This window comes from Sphingobium yanoikuyae, assembly GCF_013001025.1.
GTDB classification, from domain to species: domain Bacteria; phylum Pseudomonadota; class Alphaproteobacteria; order Sphingomonadales; family Sphingomonadaceae; genus Sphingobium; species Sphingobium yanoikuyae_A.
Genome location: NZ_CP053021.1, coordinates 4,125,134 through 4,141,013, shown reverse-complemented (window position 1 = coordinate 4,141,013; position 15,880 = coordinate 4,125,134). Strand labels below are relative to the sequence as shown.

At 66.3% G+C, this 15,880-nt stretch carries 16 protein-coding genes; 8 read left to right on the top strand and 8 right to left on the bottom strand.

The annotated features are described in order from the left end of the window. Positions 1-23: 23 nt before the first annotated feature. The 3 genes from cobS to HH800_RS19990 all read right to left on the bottom strand — a co-directional run bounded on the left by cobS (position 24) and on the right by HH800_RS19990 (position 3,149). Complete coding sequence (gene cobS, locus HH800_RS20000) at positions 24-1,031, bottom strand: cobaltochelatase subunit CobS (RefSeq protein WP_169862085.1); 1,008 nt, start codon at positions 1,029-1,031, stop codon at positions 24-26. Positions 1,032-1,117: 86 nt separating this feature from the next. Then, positions 1,118-2,410, bottom strand: coding sequence for an Hsp70 family protein (locus HH800_RS19995; protein ID WP_169862084.1), 1,293 nt, complete (start codon positions 2,408-2,410; stop codon positions 1,118-1,120). 121 nt (positions 2,411-2,531) lie between these two features. Further along, positions 2,532-3,149, bottom strand: coding sequence for a J domain-containing protein (locus tag HH800_RS19990; RefSeq protein ID WP_169862083.1), 618 nt, complete (start codon positions 3,147-3,149; stop codon positions 2,532-2,534). A 45-nt stretch (positions 3,150-3,194) separates the two neighbouring features. Between HH800_RS19990 and HH800_RS19985 the strand changes: the two genes are divergently transcribed. Together HH800_RS19985 and HH800_RS19980 are read left to right on the top strand one after the other, a co-directional pair. Continuing rightward, positions 3,195-3,482 (top strand): BolA family protein, encoded by a 288-nt coding sequence (locus HH800_RS19985; RefSeq protein WP_004208941.1) that lies wholly within the window; start codon positions 3,195-3,197, stop codon positions 3,480-3,482. 22 nt (positions 3,483-3,504) lie between these two features. Then, complete coding sequence (locus tag HH800_RS19980; protein ID WP_169862082.1) at positions 3,505-4,410, top strand: pirin family protein; 906 nt, start codon at positions 3,505-3,507, stop codon at positions 4,408-4,410. Between the two features lie 9 nt (positions 4,411-4,419). Here HH800_RS19980 and HH800_RS19975 read toward each other — a convergent pair whose 3' ends face one another. Next, positions 4,420-5,277 (bottom strand): MJ0042-type zinc finger domain-containing protein, encoded by an 858-nt coding sequence (locus HH800_RS19975; protein WP_169862081.1) that lies wholly within the window; start codon positions 5,275-5,277, stop codon positions 4,420-4,422. Positions 5,278-5,457: 180 nt separating this feature from the next. On the opposite strand from HH800_RS19975, the gene ftsE reads away from it, so the two are divergent. Genes ftsE through HH800_RS19955 form a run of 4 tightly spaced genes read left to right on the top strand, consistent with a single transcriptional unit; the run spans position 5,458 to position 8,293 of the window. After that, complete coding sequence (gene ftsE, locus HH800_RS19970) at positions 5,458-6,168, top strand: cell division ATP-binding protein FtsE (RefSeq protein ID WP_004208937.1); 711 nt, start codon at positions 5,458-5,460, stop codon at positions 6,166-6,168. Continuing rightward, a complete protein-coding gene (locus HH800_RS19965) occupies positions 6,168-7,070 on the top strand; it encodes a cell division protein FtsX (protein ID WP_169862080.1) in 903 nt (300 codons plus the stop codon). The genes ftsE and HH800_RS19965 overlap by 1 nt, the downstream gene beginning before the upstream one ends. After that, positions 7,067-7,597 carry a YdcF family protein gene (locus HH800_RS19960; RefSeq protein ID WP_010338644.1) on the top strand — a complete coding sequence of 177 codons (531 nt, stop codon included), beginning with the start codon at positions 7,067-7,069 and terminating at the stop codon, positions 7,595-7,597. Before HH800_RS19965 ends, HH800_RS19960 begins: the two co-directional genes overlap by 4 nt. A 3-nt stretch (positions 7,598-7,600) precedes the next feature. After that, positions 7,601-8,293: a lysophospholipid acyltransferase family protein gene (locus HH800_RS19955; RefSeq protein WP_169862079.1), complete on the top strand. Its 693-nt coding sequence runs from the start codon at positions 7,601-7,603 to the stop codon at positions 8,291-8,293. Between the two features lie 94 nt (positions 8,294-8,387). On the opposite strand, the gene HH800_RS19950 is transcribed toward HH800_RS19955, so the two are convergent. From HH800_RS19950 to HH800_RS19935, 4 genes are all read right to left on the bottom strand, one after another. Then, positions 8,388-9,293 (bottom strand): prephenate/arogenate dehydrogenase family protein, encoded by a 906-nt coding sequence (locus HH800_RS19950; RefSeq protein WP_161733942.1) that lies wholly within the window; start codon positions 9,291-9,293, stop codon positions 8,388-8,390. 4 nt (positions 9,294-9,297) lie between these two features. Further along, positions 9,298-10,407 carry a histidinol-phosphate transaminase gene (gene hisC, locus HH800_RS19945; protein WP_169862078.1) on the bottom strand — a complete coding sequence of 370 codons (1,110 nt, stop codon included), beginning with the start codon at positions 10,405-10,407 and terminating at the stop codon, positions 9,298-9,300. A 46-nt stretch (positions 10,408-10,453) separates the two neighbouring features. After that, positions 10,454-11,245, bottom strand: a complete 792-nt coding sequence (locus tag HH800_RS19940; RefSeq protein ID WP_169862077.1) for an acid phosphatase — start codon at positions 11,243-11,245, stop codon at positions 10,454-10,456. Positions 11,246-11,347: 102 nt separating this feature from the next. Further along, entirely contained in the window at positions 11,348-11,974 is a 627-nt protein-coding gene (locus HH800_RS19935) for a TetR/AcrR family transcriptional regulator (RefSeq protein WP_169862076.1), read from the bottom strand. 174 nt (positions 11,975-12,148) lie between these two features. On the opposite strand from HH800_RS19935, the gene HH800_RS19930 reads away from it, so the two are divergent. Together HH800_RS19930 and HH800_RS19925 are read left to right on the top strand one after the other, a co-directional pair. Next, on the top strand, positions 12,149-14,506 hold the full coding sequence (locus HH800_RS19930) for a TonB-dependent receptor (protein WP_169862075.1): 2,358 nt from the start codon (positions 12,149-12,151) through the stop codon (positions 14,504-14,506). Between the two features lie 102 nt (positions 14,507-14,608). Beyond that, entirely contained in the window at positions 14,609-15,859 is a 1,251-nt protein-coding gene (locus HH800_RS19925) for a spinster family MFS transporter (RefSeq protein ID WP_169862074.1), read from the top strand. Positions 15,860-15,880: the final 21 nt, after the last annotated feature.

Below are 15,880 nucleotides of genomic sequence, written 5' to 3'. Positions count from 1 at the left end.
CGTTCAAGGGGCCGTGCGAAGGTTCAGTTCGCCCGGCTCGCCACGCTCTCGGGCAGATCCTTGCCAAAGACGCGCTGATAATATTCCGCCACCAGCGGCCGTTCCGCCTCATCGCACTTGTTGAGGAAGGAGAGGCGGAAAGCGAAGCCGACATCCTTGAAGATCAGCGCATTCTGCGCCCAGCTGATCACGGTGCGGGGCGACATCACGGTCGAGATATCGCCGTTGATGAAGCCCTGGCGGGTCAGTTCCGCCACCTTGATCATACTCTCGACTTCCTTGCGGCCGCCCTCATGGTCATATTCGCCCGACTTCGCCAGCACCACCTGCGCCTCGGTCGCGGCGGGCAGGTAATTGAGCGCCACCACCAGGTTCCAGCGGTCCATCTGGCCCTGGTTGATCTGCTGCGTGCCATGATAGAGGCCGGTCGTGTCGCCCAGGCCCACCGTGTTGGCGGTCGCGAACAGGCGGAAATGCGGGTTCGGTCGGATCACGCGATTCTGGTCGAGCAAGGTCATCTTGCCGTCGGTTTCCAGCACGCGCTGGATCACGAACATCACGTCCGGGCGGCCAGCATCATATTCGTCGAACACCAGGGCGACCGGGCGCTGCAGCGACCACGGCAGCAGGCCTTCCTTGAACTCGGTGACCTGCTGGCCGCCCTTCAGCACGATCGCGTCGCGCCCGACCAGGTCGATGCGGCTGATATGCGCGTCCAGGTTGATGCGGATGCACGGCCATTTCAGGCGCGCGGCGATCTGTTCGATATGGCTCGACTTGCCGGTGCCATGATAGCCCTGCACCATGACGCGGCGATTGAAGGCGAAACCGGCCAGGATCGCCAGCGTGGTGTCCGGATCGAACACATAGGCGGGGTCGAGGTCGGGCACGCGCTCGTCGGCCTGGGAAAAGGCCGGAACCTTCATGTCGATGTCGATGCCGAACATCTCGCGCACATCGACTTCGCGGTCGGGCGCCTCCATCAGCGTCTCGGAACGGGCATCGGGCTGGATGTTGGAAATGTCGGTCATGTCGTCATCATCTTCCTGCGAGTCACTCTCGCCCTAAACGATCGGGCAAGGGTGTGTCGAGACAGTGGGGGCTCGGCGGCCGGGGATCAAGCGGCCCATTCGGTCAGATTGGCCTCCTGTCCGACCAATGCCAGCCCATGGGCGATCGATGTCAGCTCGCCGCCGGTGGCGATCCGGTCATGGCCGAAACGGCGGAAGAAGATGTCGCGGATCGCCGGGATCAGCGACGATCCGCCGGTCAGGAACACCCGGTCGATGCTTTCCGGGGCGACATTGGCCTTGGCCAGCGCCTTGTCGACGGTCGCCTCGATCGCGGCGATGTCGGCCGCGATCCAGCGCTCGAAATCGGCGCGCGCGACCTCGGTCTCGATTCTGATGCCGCCGCCCTCGAAGCGGAAGGTGACGCTGTCCGCGTCCGACAGGGCCCGCTTCAGCGCGCCGACCGCGTCATAGAGCGGATAGCCCAGTTCCTTTTCGATCACGGTGATCATCCGGCCGATCGCGGCGGGATCGCGCGCGGCCTTCTGCAATTTGGCCAGCTCGTCCATCGTCCGCCGGTTGCGCATCAGCGCCAGGCGCGACCAGTCGGCGAAATCGGCGAAATAGCTGCGCGGTATCTCCAGTTCCTTGCCGAAGGAGGTGTAGGCGCCGCCCTTGCCCAGCATCGGCAGCACCAGCTGGTCCATGATGCGATAGTCGAACCGGTCGCCGGCCAGGCCAATGCCCGCCGATCCCAGCGGCACGCAGCGGCGCGCCGCGCCCGGCGCCTCGACCCGTACCAGCGAAAAGTCGCTGGTGCCGCCGCCGAAATCCGCGACCAGGATGGTCGCCGCGCTGTCGAGCCGGCTGGCATAGCTGAACGCGGCGCCCAGCGGCTCATAGACATAATGGATCTCGCTGCCGAAGCCGGCGAACATCGCGTCATAGCGCTGCCGCGCCAGCGCCTCGTCGGGCCGGGCGCCGGCATATTCGACCGGCCGACCGACAACGATCCGCTCGGGGCGCTTGTCCAGCGTGCCGCCAGCATGGCCGATCATCTTCCCTAGGAACATCTGCCCCAGTTCCTCGAAGCGATAGCGTTTCTCGAAGATGCTGGCGCTCTCGAAAATCGGGCTGGCCGCCACCGACTTGAAGGATTGCAGGAACCGGCTGTCCTCGGGAAATTCCAGATATTCACTGATCGCCCAGGGGCCGGCCTCATGCGCCATGCCGCCCTTCACATGGCTGTCATGCCAGAAGCACAGGGCAGACCGGAACACCGCGCCGGTCGCCTGCGCGCCGGCAAATTCGACCAGCTCCGACTGGCCGGCATCGGCGATGGCGGCGACGCTGTTGGTCGTGCCGAAATCAAGGCCCAGCGCGCGGGGCTGATCCTGCATGGGGTCTCTCCGGGAAAATCGAGGGCCGGGCGCTATGGCAGCGTCATTCCGGCGCGGCAAGGCCATCCTGTCCTACATCTGGGCGGGATGCCAGACCGGAATGGTGTGCAAATATGCGAAGTCAGGCGAACACCGGTGCCTTGCGCAGATGGCCATAGGCTTCGATCACATTTTGCAGCTGCCCCTCCTTGGTGCGGTCGCCGCCATTATGGTCGGGATGATAGCGGCGCAGCAATTCGGTATAGCGGGTGCGCAGCGCCTTGCGGTCGGCGTCGATCGGCAGGCCCATCACCGACAGCGCCTTGCGATCCTCGGATGACAGGAACTGGCCATCCTGCCGCACCTGCGCATCGGCCCGAGCCTTGGCCACCCGTTCCTTGAACTTGGCGCCGATCGCGTCGAGCGGGTCCTGGAAGTCCGACCATTTGGGCGGCGGGCTGGCGGCATTGCTGGAAAAGGCACGGGTCTCCCGCTCCCAGCCGGCATAGGGGCGCTGGGCCGCGGCAATCTCCTCCGGGCTCATGCCGGTGAAGAAATTATAGCCCTGGTTGAAGGCGCGTACATGGTCCAGGCACAGCCAGCGCCATTGCGGCCCCTCGTGATGCGACCGGTGGCCTTCCTGCAATGGCGCGCGAAATTCGCCCGGTTCCGGGCAACCGGGCGCGGCGCAGGGGCGGTCGCTTTCCACGCGGCCATGGAAACGGTTGAAACGACGGGTCGAGAAGGGATCGCTGCTCAAGATTGTCCTGATGGAATGGCTGGCAAAGCAGCCTATATAGGGCGCATGACCACCGACCTCAAAGGCCCTGTCGCCACCGAAATCGAGGCGCGGCTGCGCGCCGCCCTGACTCCTGCCCATCTCGCCGTCATCGACGATAGCGAAAAGCATCGCGGCCATGCCGGCCATGACGGCTCGGGCGAAAGCCATTTCACCGTGGAGATCGTCGCCGAACGGTTTGTCGGCCAGAGCCGCGTCGCCCGCCAGCGCCTGGTCAATGCCGCGCTTGCCGACCTGCTGCGCGACAAGGTCCATGCCCTCGCGATCAAGGCCCGCGCACCCGGAGAAGCCTGACCCCAACGACAGGAGCCGTCCCATGTCGAGCGACAATGTGCTGCTGCAGACGATCACGCCAACGACCCATGATCTGGGCGATTTCAAGGTGCATCGCGCGCTCCCGGCGAAGGAGCGGACCATGGTCGGTCCCTTCATCTTCTTCGACCAGGCAGGGCCGGCGCTGTTGCCGACGGGGCAGGGGGTGGACGTCCGCCCCCATCCGCACATCAACCTGGCCACCGTCACCTATATGCTGGAGGGGACGTTCCTCCACCGCGACTCGCTCGGCACGCAGCAGTTGATCGGCCCCGGCGCGGTCAATCTGATGACCGCGGGCAAGGGCATCGTCCATTCGGAACGCACCCCGCACGCCGATCGCGGCCATGACAAGACATTGCTGGCGATCCAGACCTGGCTCGCCTTGCCGGAGCGCGACGAGGAATGCGACCCGGCCTTCGAGCATGTCGAGGGTGGTGGTCTGCCGGTGCTGGAGGATCATGCCTCCTGGGCGCGGGTCATCATGGGCACGCTCTGGGGCGAGACGGCGCAGGTCTCGACCTATGCCGACACCATCTATGCCGATATCCAGCTGCGTCCCGGCGGCTCGATCCCGGTCGATGCCATTGCCGAGGAACGGGCGCTCTATCTCTGGCAGGGATCGGCCACGCTCGACGGCATCGAACTGGCGCCCCAGACCCTCTATGTGCTGCGTCCCGGCGTGCCGGCTACGCTGCACAGCGGTCATGGTGCCAATCTGGTCCTGTGCGGTGGCGAGGCATTCGCGACCCCGCGCCATGTCTGGTGGAATTTCGTGTCCTCTCGCCCGGACCGGCTGATGCAGGCGCGCGAGGATTGGGAAGCGATGCGCTTCCCGCTGATTCCCGGCGACGATCAGGAATTTATCCCGATCCCGCAGGGCCGGCCCAAGACCGTCAGCTACCCCTGACGATCAGGCTTATTCGACGAAGGTCAGCGAGAGATTCTCGGCATTCTTGGGAATGTCGATCCGGCTTTCGTTGATCGACGCTTCCTCGCCGGGCTTCAGCCGGGCTTTGTCCGCCTTGGTGGTCCAGCTGAACACCAGTCGGTTCTGCCGGTCGCGCAACTGCACCAGCACCGGCGGCACCGGCAGCGCCTGCTTGCCGCTGTTCACGATCCGCGCGCCAAAGGCGAAATATTCCTCGCCGGTGGGCAGCTTGCGCCGCTCGGCAGGCTTGGAAAGATAGAAGAGCAGGTCCGGATCGCCCTCTTCGGCGACCAGCCCCATATTCACCGCCCAGGCCGGCGGCCCGAAATAATGGAGGGCAGCGCCGGCGGCCGCGACCAGCAGGAAGAAGAGGACGGCAGCCCAGGTCAGCAGCTTGGCGCCATTGCGCCGACGCTTGGCCGGCAGCGACGGCGGCGGTGGCACCTCTTCGGCCGGCTGCGATACGCCGGCATAAATGTCGTCGAACCGGTAATCGGGGGCGATTGCGGGTGTCGGCTCGGCCGCAGGTTCGACCGGCGGCGGAGCAGCGGCCTCCGGCTGCGCGGGTGCGACCGGTTCCGGCTCGGGCGCCGGCGTGAATCGCATCGGCGCTTCGGCAGGCGCCGCTTCCACGGGGGGAGGCGGCGGTGGTGGCGGAGGAGCGGGTGGCGGCGCAACCGGCGCGGGAGCGACCGGTTCGGGCGCCTCTTCACGCGGCGCGGGGGCGGGGCCTTCCTGGAACCAGCTATGCTTGCAGGCGGCGCACCGCACCTGGCGTCCGTCCGGGCCGACGGCGGTGTCGGGCACGATGTAGCGCGTCGCGCAATTGGGGCACACCAGGATCATTCTGCTTCATAGGCATGGCAGGGACTCTAGGGCAAGAGTCTGAAACACAGACCAGCTCATGGGCGCGACTCGCGGCATTGCGCGGGATAGTTTGTCGGCCTGCCCTTTACGCGTCCCCGCCGCCTGTGCCATGGCAGGGCTTCGGGGAAGCAGGGAGCGCATCGGCGCCACACGTCACTTATGTCGGCCATTGTCCAGTTCGAAAATGTCGGCCTGCGCTATGGTCTGGACAGCGAGACCCTGTCCGACGTCAGCTTCTCGCTCAACAGCGGCGATTTTTATTTCCTCACCGGCAGCTCGGGCGCGGGCAAGACATCCCTGCTCAAGCTCCTTTATCTCGCCCAGCGGCCCAGTCGCGGCGTGATCCGCCTGTTCGGCGAGGATGTGGTGACGCTCCCCCGCAAGCGCCTGCCCGGCTTTCGCCGCCGCATCGGCGTCGTGTTCCAGGATTTCCGGCTGGTCCCGCATCTGTCCGCCTATGACAATATCGCCCTGCCGCTGCGGGTCGCGGGCATGGAGGAAAGCGAGATCGACGCGCCGGTCAGCGAAATGCTGAACTGGGTCGGGCTGGGCGATCGCGGTCAGGCGCGGCCCGCCACCCTGTCGGGCGGGGAGCAGCAGCGCGTCGCCATCGCCCGCGCGGTGATCGGCCGGCCGGAGATTCTGGTCGCCGACGAACCGACCGGTAACGTCGACGCGGACATGGCCCGCCGCCTGATGACCCTGTTCGAGGCGCTCAATCGCCTCGGCACCACGATTGTCGTCGCCACCCATGACCTGCCGCTGATGGCGCAGGTGGCGAGTGCGCAGATGATGCGGCTGGACAAGGGCCGGCTGGCCGATCCCACCGGTGCGCTGCGCTATCCGCCCCGTCCGCAGGGTGGCGCCTGATGGCCGGGGGCAATCGTCGCAGCGCGGCCGCCGCGCGCCATCGCCTGCTGCCCGCCGGCCGCGTGGCAGGGCCGATGCCCTGGATCATCGCGATCATGATGTTCCTGACCGTGCTGGCCGCCGCGGCTGGCCTGGGCCTTGGCACTGCCGTCCGCGCGATGAGCGCCGATCTTGCCGGCCGCGCCACGGTTCAGGTGGTGGAGGCCGATGCGCAGCAGCGCGACCGTCTCTCCGCCCGCGTGCAACAGGCGCTGCGCGGCAATCGCGATGTGCGTCACGTCGCACCGGTCCCGGCCGCGACGCTGGCGCAGCAACTGCGTCCCTGGCTCGGCGCCGATGTGACCAGCGGCGACCTGCCGATCCCGGCGCTGATCGACGTCAGCCTGACGCCGGGCGATGCGACGGCCAAGGTCGACCGGTTGCGCCGGTCGCTCGCTACCCTGTCGCCCAGCCTGCGGGTCGAACCCCATGCCGCCTTCCTTGCGCCGCTCGCCGGCCTGCTCACCGCGCTGGGCTGGCTGTCGGGCGGGCTGGTGCTGCTGATGGGGCTGGCCACCGGCGCCGTCGTCGTGCTGGCGGCGCGCGGCGCGCATGACAGCCATCGCACCACGATCGAGGTGCTGCACCTGATGGGCGCGACCGATGTGCAGATCGCCCGCCTGTTCCAGCGCCGGATCGCGCTCGACGCGACCATGGGCGGCGCATTGGGCTTTTCCTTCGCCGTGCTGGTGATCCTGCTGATCGGCGCACGCCTGTCAGCCACCGGATCGCAGCTGATGGGCGCCGTCGCCTTGCCCTGGACCAGCTGGGCGCTGCTCGCGGCGCTGCCGATCGCCGGCATTCTCCTGTCGACGCTTACCGGCCGCTGGACCGTGCTGCGCGCGCTCGGGCGCTCGCTATGATCGTCCGCCTGATCGCCGTTACACTGCTCGGCTGGATGCTGGGCTTTGCCTGGTTCGCGATGTTCCTGCCCCAGCCGCTCGACGGGCGACAGACCGATGCTATCGTCGTGCTGACCGGCGGCGCCGGCCGGATCGACCGCGGGCTGGCCCTGCTGGAGGAAGGCGCGGCCAAGCGCATGCTGATTTCGGGCGTCGACCGCTCGGTCCGTCCGGTCGAACTGGCGGCCGAATATAAGACCCGGCTGTCGCTCTTCACCTGCTGCATCACCCTGGGGCGCGAGGCGATCGACACCCGCTCCAACGCGATCGAGACGGCCCGCTGGCTGGAACGGCGCGATTATAAAAGCGTCCGCCTCATCACCACCGACTGGCATATGCGTCGTTCCGCGCTCGAACTGCGTCAGGCGCTTCCGGGCCGCATCAACCTTGTCTATGACGCGGTGCCCAGCCGCCCCAGCCTCACCATATTGGTGCGGGAATATAATAAATATCTCGCGCGCCGCGTGGCCGCGCTCTTTGGTATCTGATCTATGACCCTGTTCACTGCCCTTCGCTCGCTCGTCTTCATGCTGGCTTTCTATGTCGGCACCGCCTTCTTCGTGCTGGCGGCCGTCATCGGCGGGATGTTCAAGCCCGCGCATGTCCAGTCGGCTGCGACCGGCTGGAGCCGCTTTCATCGCCTCTGCGTGCGCTGGATATTGGGGCAGCGGATCGTGGTCGATGGCGACCTGCCGATCGGTCCCTATCTCTACATCATCAAGCATGAATCGATGTTCGAGACGATCGACCTGCTCTGCCTGTTCGACCGGCCGGTGATCGGGGCGAAGCGCGAACTACTCGATATTCCCTTCTGGGGCGGCATCGCCCGGCGCTACGGCCTGATTCCGATCGAGCGGACCGCCGGCGCCAGTGCGCTGCGCAGTCTGCGCGCTTCCGCCAAGGACGCCGTGGCGCAGGGGCGGGCGGTCTGCCTGTTCCCGGAAGGGACGCGCGTGCCCCATGGCGAAGCGCCGCCGCTGAAGTCCGGCTTTGCCGGTCTCTACAGCCTGCTCGGCCTGCCGGTGGTGCCGATCGCGATCGACAGCGGCGTCGTCTCACCGCGCGGCAAGTTCCTCAAGCGCCCCGGCACCATCACCTACAAGGTGGGTGAGATCGTCCCCACCGGCCTCGACCGCAAGGAGGCCGAGATCCGCGTCCACGCCGCGATCAACGCGCTCAATTGAACAGGTTCGCAAAGCGCCCTTGGCGCTTTGCTAAGCCCGCGCGGCGCCTGAGCGTTTCAAGCTGCTGATGCGTAAGCATCATGGCAGCTTGCTATCAATGCGAGCGGCCGAAGTCGGGCTTGGCGTCGTCCTGACCCTGTTCGATGATCGACCGGCGGATGGCGCGGGTGCGGGTGAACAGGTTGAACAGCGTGTCGCCGTCATTCCAGCGGATCGCCCGCTGCAGGGTCGACAGATCCTCCGAGAAACGCTGCAGCATTTCCAGCACCGCTTCCTTGTTCGCCAGGAACACGTCGCGCCACATGGTCGGGTCCGACGCGGCGATGCGGGTGAAGTCGCGGAAGCCACCGGCCGAATATTTGATCACCTCGCTCTGGGTGACATTCTCCAGGTCGCTGGCGGTGCCGACGATCGTATAGGCGATCAGGTGCGGCAAATGGCTGGTCACCGCCAGCACCAGGTCATGATGCGCCGGGTCCATCGTCTCGACATCGGCGCCGACCCGGCGCCACAGTTCCGACACCCGCTCGACGGCGGCGGGATCGGCATCGGCGGGCGGGGTGACGATGGACCAGCGTCCCTTGAACAGGGTGGCAAAGCCCGCTTCCGGCCCACTATTTTCGGTGCCGGCCACTGGGTGCGCCGGGATGATGATGCGGCCGGGCAGGGCGGCGTTGAGCTGCGCCAGCACGTCCGCCTTGCACGAACCCACGTCGCTGATGATCGCGTCGGCCGGCAGTTCATCGGCAATCTCCGCCGCCGCTGCACCCATGGCGCGGACCGGCACGCACAATATCACCAGCTCGGCGTCGGTGACGGATGCGCCGGCCGTATCGGTGATGTCGTCGCACAGGTCGATGCGCCGCGCGGTTTCGCGCACGGCGGGGTCGGCATCATGGCCGGTGACGCGGACGGTGGGCATATATTCGCGGATCGCCCGCGCCAGCGAGGAGCCGATCAGGCCAAGGCCGATGATGGTGACACGGGAAAAGGGCAGCATCGCGTCAGGCCGCCTCCGCCATGGCGCGCAGCTTGGCGGCGACGGCGCGGGTCTGTTCCTCGGTGCCGATGGTGATGCGCAGGCCGTTGGGCAGGCCCTGGCCGGGCAGCCAGCGTGTGGCATAGCCCTCGTCCCACAGCCCCTTCATCGCTGCCTCGGCGGTCAGCTTGCCATCGAACAGGATCAGCAGGAAATTGGTGCGGCTGGGCACCGCGCGCAGGCCATGGTTGGCGAGGGACGCGATCTCGCCCGCCAGCCATTCGCGCCATTGCGCATTATGGGCGCGGCTCGCCTCGACCCATTCATTATCCTGGATCGCGGCGACCGCGGCGGCCTGGCCGGCGGTGGTCACGTTGAACGGCGCGCGGATGCGGTGGAGGATGTCGATGACGTCCTGGCTGGCATAGCCCCAGCCGATCCGCTCGGCCGCCAGGCCATAGATTTTCGAGAAGGTGCGGGTGACAAGCACGTTGCTGGCGGTCTTCGCCAGTTCCAGCCCCGCATCATCCTCGTCCGCGTCCAGATATTCGGCATAGGCCTGGTCCAGCACGAACAGGATATCGGGGCGCAGCCCGGCGTGCAGCCGCGCAATCTCTTCCCGGCTGGTCATGGTGCCGGTGGGATTGTTGGGGTTGGCGAGGAAGACGACCTTGGTCTTCTCCGTCACGCAGGCCAGCAGCGCATCGACATCGGTCGCATAATCGGCGTCGGGCGCCTCGATCGGCGTCGCGCCGACGCGGCGGGCGGCGATGTCATAGACCGAAAAGCCGTAGCGGACATACAGCACCTCGTCGCCCGGCCCGGCATAGGCGCTGGCGGCGATATGCAGCAGTTCGTCCGACCCGGTGCCATAAATGATGCGCGCGGGGTCAAGGCCGTGGACCGCGCCGATCGCCTCGCGCAGCTTGGCCGCGCCGGGATCGGGATAGGTGGCCAGGTCCGCCGTCGCCGCCACCAGCGCCGCGCGGGCAGCCGCGCCGGTGCCGAGCGGGTTCTCGTTGGCGGACAGCTTGATCAGCGGCCGGCCGTCATCGGCGGCGGACTTGCCCGGCACATAGGCATGAATGCCGAGAATCCAGTCCTTGGGGGCGGGTTTTGCTGCAGCGTCGCTCATGGAGCGCGGCTTTAGCGGCTTCCGCGCCAAAGGCAAAGCGGCTGGATCAGTGCGGCGCAGCCAATTCCTGCCGCGCCAGTTCGCGCTGGGCACGGAACACCGGATCGGACTGCAACCGCGCATAGGTGGCCGATGCCACGACCCGGCCGGCCAGCGTATCGCTCAACCAATGGGCGCGACAGATGACCCGGCTCTCGCCAAATTCATAACCGCGCTTGAGCAGGGCATCCTGCTTGTCGGGCATGACATCGGTCAGGACGAGCGCCAGCATCCAGCCGATCGCGGTATGGCCCGATGGATAGGAGCCGTCCTTGCGCAGCATCGGCTCGTCCTGCGGGCGGCAGGTATTGCCGTCATGCTCCACGAACGGGCGCACCCGCTGATAATGACCCTTGGCGCGCGAGGTGGAGAAAGCGGCATCCGCAGCAGCGCGGCGCAGCAGCATGGTGAGGTGCGGGTGGGTGCCGTCCGACAGCGACAGGCCGGCGATCGGCTCGAACGACTGGACCATGTGCGGCCAGCCCAGGTCCGCGTCCGACGCGGCCAGCGCCTGGCGATCGGCCGGCGCGGCGAGCGCGGCGCGATAGGCTTCCTCATCGGCGGCCTTGGCGGCGGTGCCGGGGGCGGGCGGGGGCGGCAGCAGGGTCAGGCTGTTGGGCAGGGCGGCGGGGTCGAGATAGCCGCGCGGGAAGGGGATGGCCTTGGTCAGTTGCCCGACCGCCTCGATCGTGGTCGGCGGCACCGGGGCGCTGGCCGACGGCGGCGTGGCGGTGGTCGCACAGCCGCTGACCAGCAGGATCGATGCCAGAAGGAATGTCTGTTTTTGGAGTGTGCGCATCGCCTGTCCGCCTTTTGCTTTGGGGCCTGACGCCCGGCCCTATCAGCAGGGGCAGGGCGCGACCATCGGTGCTTGTCCCGATAGGCGGCAGCGGTGCAACCCTCAAGCGCGCTTGCCGATCCCCTTCTCGATCAACGCGTTGGCGATGTCGGCAATCTCCTGCGCGGGGCGGCTGTCGTCCCACACGCCATAGCGCAACCCCAGGAAAACATTCATCCCCATGATCGCCCAGGCATGGACCTCTTCCACGTCCGCGCGCACGTCGCCCTGCTGCGCGGCCTTCTTCAGGCGCGCGGCCATGCGGCTGGCGGTATTCTCATAATGGGCGCGATAGGCGGCCTGGTCGACGAACTCGGCCTCGTCGATGATGCGGTAGATTTCCTTGTGGGCGCGCGCGAACTCCAGGAAGCTCAGCAGGCCGATCCGCTCCGCCTCGATCCCGTTGCGTGCGTCGGCGATGCGCGGCGAGACATAGTCGCGCACCTGGCCCGACATGTCGTTGACCAGCGCGCGGAAGATATCGTCCTTGCTGTCGAAATAGGTGTAGAAGCTGCCCAAGGCGCAGCCCGCCCGGCGGGTGATGCCGCTCACCGACCCGTCGTGAAATCCCTTTTCGCCAAACTCCTCGGCCGCCGCCGACAGCAGCGCGCGAAGCGTGCGTTCGCCCCGCGCGGTGCGCGGCGCCTTGTCATCGCGTCTCTCATCCCGTGGGGAAGCCGGATCGGTCATGCTCTCTCCCTCTGCCTGCCAATACGTGCCTTTTCAATCATTTGAGGACGTCTGGTGGCCTTGTTCACCGTCCCTCATATTTGAAGTTGAAAGCTGGTTCAACTTTCATTATTCAAAGGGCAAGCAGATTGGCTACCCGGATGACCGGGGGCCGCTTCAGGAGAGGAAACGCCGATGAAGGCCCATCACAGCATTCGTGCCCTTGCCCTCGCATCCGCCGCCTGGACCGGCGCGATGGCATATCCCGCCTTCGCGCAGGACGCGTCGGCGCCCGCCGCCGACACCGAAGAGGCCGGCATCATCGTCACTGCCCGCCGGCGTGAGGAAACGCTGGTGTCGGTGCCGATCGCGGTCAGCGCCTTCTCTGGCGCCGATCTGGAACGGGGCGGGGCGATCGACATCAGCGACCTCGCGAACGTCACCCCCAACACCACGCTGGAGGCGTCGCGCGGCACCAATTCGACGCTGACCGCCTTCATCCGCGGTGTCGGCCAGCAGGATCCGGTTTCCGGCTTCGAACAGGGCGTCGGCATCTATCTCGACGATGTCTATCTCAACCGGCCGCAGGGTGCGCTGCTCGACATCTATGATGTCGAACGGATCGAGGTGCTGCGCGGGCCGCAGGGCACGCTCTATGGCCGCAATACGATCGGCGGCGCGGTCAAATATGTCACGAAGATGCTGCCGCAGGACTTCTCGCTCAAGCTCAAGGGCAGCTATGGCAGCTATGATCAGGCCGATGGCATCATCAGCGTGTCGGCGCCGATCGGCGACCTGATGCGCGTGGGTGGTGCCTTTGCCCGCCTGTCGCGCGGCGGCTTCGGCAAGAATCTCACCACCGGGCAGGATAATTATAACAAGGATATCTGGGCCGGCCGCGCCACCTTCGAAATGGGCGGCTATGGCGCGCCGGTGCTGATGCGCATCACCGGCGACTATACCAAGGATAACAGCAACCCGCGTGGCGGCCACCGCCTGATTCCGGGCCAGGCATCGGGCGCGCCGGTGCTGGACGATGTGTTCGACACCCGTGGCGGCCTGGTCGATCCCAAGCAATATGTGAAGTCCTACGGCCTGTCGATGAACCTGACGGCGGAGCTGAGCGACGCGGTGACGCTGCGCTCGATCAGCGCCTGGCGCAAGGATGACAGCGCCTCGCCGATCGACTTCGACGCGCTCCCCGCCGTCGATGTCGATGTGCCGGCCTATTACAAGAACGAACAGCTCAGCCAGGAATTCCAGCTTCTCTATGACAAGGGCCGGCTGCACGGCATGGTCGGCTTCTATTATCTTGATGCCAGCGCCGACACCCAGTTCGATACCCGTATCTTCACCACCGTGGCCGGGCTGACCGCCTTCACCCAGGCCAATGTCGATACCGAAACCTATGCCGTGTTCGGCGACATGAGCTTCGACCTGACCGATCAGCTCAGCCTGTCGGCTGGTGGCCGCTATACCTGGGATACGCGCCGCGCCAATATCCTGCGGCAAAGCTATCTGGGTGGCGGCTCGCCGGTGTTCGACGGCGCCGGTATCCCCTTCGGCGCGCCCAGCACCAATTTCCGGGGCGAGCGCGAGTTCAAGAAATTCACGCCGCGCTTCTCGGTCAGCTACCAGCCGACCGCTGATCACAATATTTATGCCAGCTATTCCAAGGGCTTCAAGGGCGGCGGCTTCGACCCGCGCGGGGTCGGCACCAACGCGCCCGACCTCAATGGCGACGGCATCCGCCAGGACAGCGAAATTGCCTCCTTCCTCAGCTTCGCGCCCGAACAGGTCGACAGCTATGAAGTCGGCTACAAGGGCAATCTGATGGACGGCGCCCTCTATGTCGCGGTCGCCGGCTTCTATGCCGACTACAAGGATGTGCAGATCCCCGGTTCGGTCGCCTGCACCGTCAATGTCGGCGGCGTGCCCACGCCCTCCTTCTGCGGTGTCGTGTCGAATGCCGGCAAGGCGCGCTTCAAGGGGCTGGAGTTCGAAAGCAATGCGCGCCTTGGTCGCGACATCTTCAGTGGCGGCGACCGTCTGAACCTGCAGACCGCGGTTGGTTTCATCGATGCCGATTATCGCGAATATATCGCCAATATCGCCAGCGTGCCGACCGATGTCGCCGACTATCGCCGGGTCCAGAACACGCCGAAATGGACCGCCAGCGGCACGCTCAGCTACAATGTCCCGGTGGGCGATGGCAGCCTCTATTTCGGCAGCACCGTCTCCTGGCGCTCCAAGACCTATCAGTTCGAAATCCCCAACCCCTATATCGATCAGAAGGGCTATGCGCTGTGGGATGCGAGCCTGGTCTATACCGCGCCCAGCGATCGCTGGAGCATCGGCGTCCATGGCAAGAACCTGCTCGACAAGGAATATAAGACCTCGGGCTATACCTTCGTCGCGGCCAATCCGGTGACCGGCGCGATCATCAACAATGCGGCCGGCTATCCCACCCCCTCGCTGGGCAAGGAAGGCACGCTCACCGCCTTCTACGGCAACCCGCGCCAGGTGTTCGTGACCGGGTCTGTCAAGTTCTAAGCTGCGTTTCCCATCCGTTCGGTTCGAGCCTGTCGAGAACCATTGCATAACCGGCTTCTCGGCTAGGCTCGAAGCGAACGGAAAATTTGGTATCAGGCCCGCATGACCGACCGAACCTCTTCCCCCGCCTATCGTGGCGTCGTGCTGGCGATGCTGCTGCTGGTCTATACCTTCAACTTTCTCGACCGGCAGATCCTGGGCATCCTCGCCGGGCCGATCAAGGCGGAGCTGGGGCTGACCGATACCCAGCTCGGCGCGCTGGGCGGCATCGCCTTCGCGCTCCTCTATTCGACGCTGGCGATCCCGCTGGCGCTGCTCGCCGACCGGACCAGCCGCACCTGGGTCATCACCGTCAGCCTTGCCATCTGGAGCGGCTTCACCGCGCTCTGCGGCATGGCCGGCAATTTCATGCAGATGTTCCTGTTCCGCATCGGCGTCGGCGTGGGGGAGGCGGGCGGCGTCGCCCCCTCCTATGCCGTCATCTCCGACTATTTCCCGCAGCATCAGCGGGCCCGTGCCCTCTCCATTTATTCGCTCGGCATCCCGCTCGGCTCGGCCGGCGGCGTGCTGCTGGGTGGCTATATCGCCCAGACCGTCGAATGGCGCACCGCCTTCATCGCGGTCGGCATCATGGGCATCCTCATCGCGCCGCTCTTCCGCCTGGTGGTGCGCGAACCCGCCCGGCCCGTGCAGTCGGGTACGCCCGTCCCGGTCAGCGCGGTGTTCGGCATTCTCGCGGCCAAACGCAGCTTTTGGTTCCTGGCATTGGGCGCCGCGTGCAGCTCGATGTGCGGCTATGGCGTCGCCTTCTGGCTGCCCAGCCTGTTGATGCGCAGCTTCGGCCTCGACCTGCTGGGCGCGGGCCAGTTTCTGGGCGGGCTGCTGCTGCTGGGCGGGGTCGCGGACGTGCTGCTCGGCGGCTTCCTGGGCGACGCCATGGGCAATCGCGACAAGGCCTGGTTCGCCTGGGTGCCCGCGATCAGCTATGTGATCGGCATGCCCTTGTTCGTGGTCGGGGTGCTCTCGTCCAGCGTCGGCTTCGCCTTCGCTTTGTTCCTGATTCCGCAGGCCTTGGTCTATGTCTGGCTCGGCCCGGTGCTGACCGCCGTGCAGCATCTGGTGCCCCCGCATATGCGCGCCAGCGCCTCGGCGACCTTCCTGCTGATCAACAATCTCGTCGGCCTTGGCCTTGGCAGCTGGAGCGTCGGCGCCCTGTCCGATGCGCTGACCCCGACTTATGGCCAGGAAGCGCTGCGCTACGCCATCGTCGCGGCGCTTGGCTTCTACCTGCTCGCCGGCCTGTTCATGGCGCTCGCTGGCAAGGCGCTGCGCAAGGATTGGGTGACGGCCTGACGCTTGAAGTGACAGGGCGTT

Excerpts from the sequence above, each read along its gene's own strand:
- HH800_RS19935 (WP_169862076.1), bottom strand. The coding sequence starts at position 11,974 with ATGACCGATCCGGCTTCCCCACGGGATGAGAGACGCGATGACAAGGCG.
- HH800_RS19980 (WP_169862082.1), top strand. The coding sequence starts at position 3,505 with ATGTCGAGCGACAATGTGCTGCTGCAGACGATCACGCCAACGACCCAT.
- HH800_RS19930 (WP_169862075.1), top strand. The coding sequence starts at position 12,149 with ATGAAGGCCCATCACAGCATTCGTGCCCTTGCCCTCGCATCCGCCGCC.
- HH800_RS19950 (WP_161733942.1), bottom strand. The coding sequence starts at position 9,293 with ATGCTGCCCTTTTCCCGTGTCACCATCATCGGCCTTGGCCTGATCGGC.
- HH800_RS19975 (WP_169862081.1), bottom strand. The coding sequence starts at position 5,277 with ATGATCCTGGTGTGCCCCAATTGCGCGACGCGCTACATCGTGCCCGAC.
- cobS (WP_169862085.1), bottom strand. The coding sequence starts at position 1,031 with ATGACCGACATTTCCAACATCCAGCCCGATGCCCGTTCCGAGACGCTG.
- HH800_RS19985 (WP_004208941.1), top strand. The coding sequence starts at position 3,195 with ATGACCACCGACCTCAAAGGCCCTGTCGCCACCGAAATCGAGGCGCGG.
- HH800_RS19995 (WP_169862084.1), bottom strand. The coding sequence starts at position 2,410 with ATGCAGGATCAGCCCCGCGCGCTGGGCCTTGATTTCGGCACGACCAAC.
- HH800_RS19965 (WP_169862080.1), top strand. The coding sequence starts at position 6,168 with ATGGCCGGGGGCAATCGTCGCAGCGCGGCCGCCGCGCGCCATCGCCTG.
- HH800_RS19925 (WP_169862074.1), top strand. The coding sequence starts at position 14,609 with ATGACCGACCGAACCTCTTCCCCCGCCTATCGTGGCGTCGTGCTGGCG.
- ftsE (WP_004208937.1), top strand. The coding sequence starts at position 5,458 with ATGTCGGCCATTGTCCAGTTCGAAAATGTCGGCCTGCGCTATGGTCTG.
- HH800_RS19955 (WP_169862079.1), top strand. The coding sequence starts at position 7,601 with ATGACCCTGTTCACTGCCCTTCGCTCGCTCGTCTTCATGCTGGCTTTC.
- HH800_RS19960 (WP_010338644.1), top strand. The coding sequence starts at position 7,067 with ATGATCGTCCGCCTGATCGCCGTTACACTGCTCGGCTGGATGCTGGGC.
- HH800_RS19940 (WP_169862077.1), bottom strand. The coding sequence starts at position 11,245 with ATGCGCACACTCCAAAAACAGACATTCCTTCTGGCATCGATCCTGCTG.
- hisC (WP_169862078.1), bottom strand. The coding sequence starts at position 10,407 with ATGAGCGACGCTGCAGCAAAACCCGCCCCCAAGGACTGGATTCTCGGC.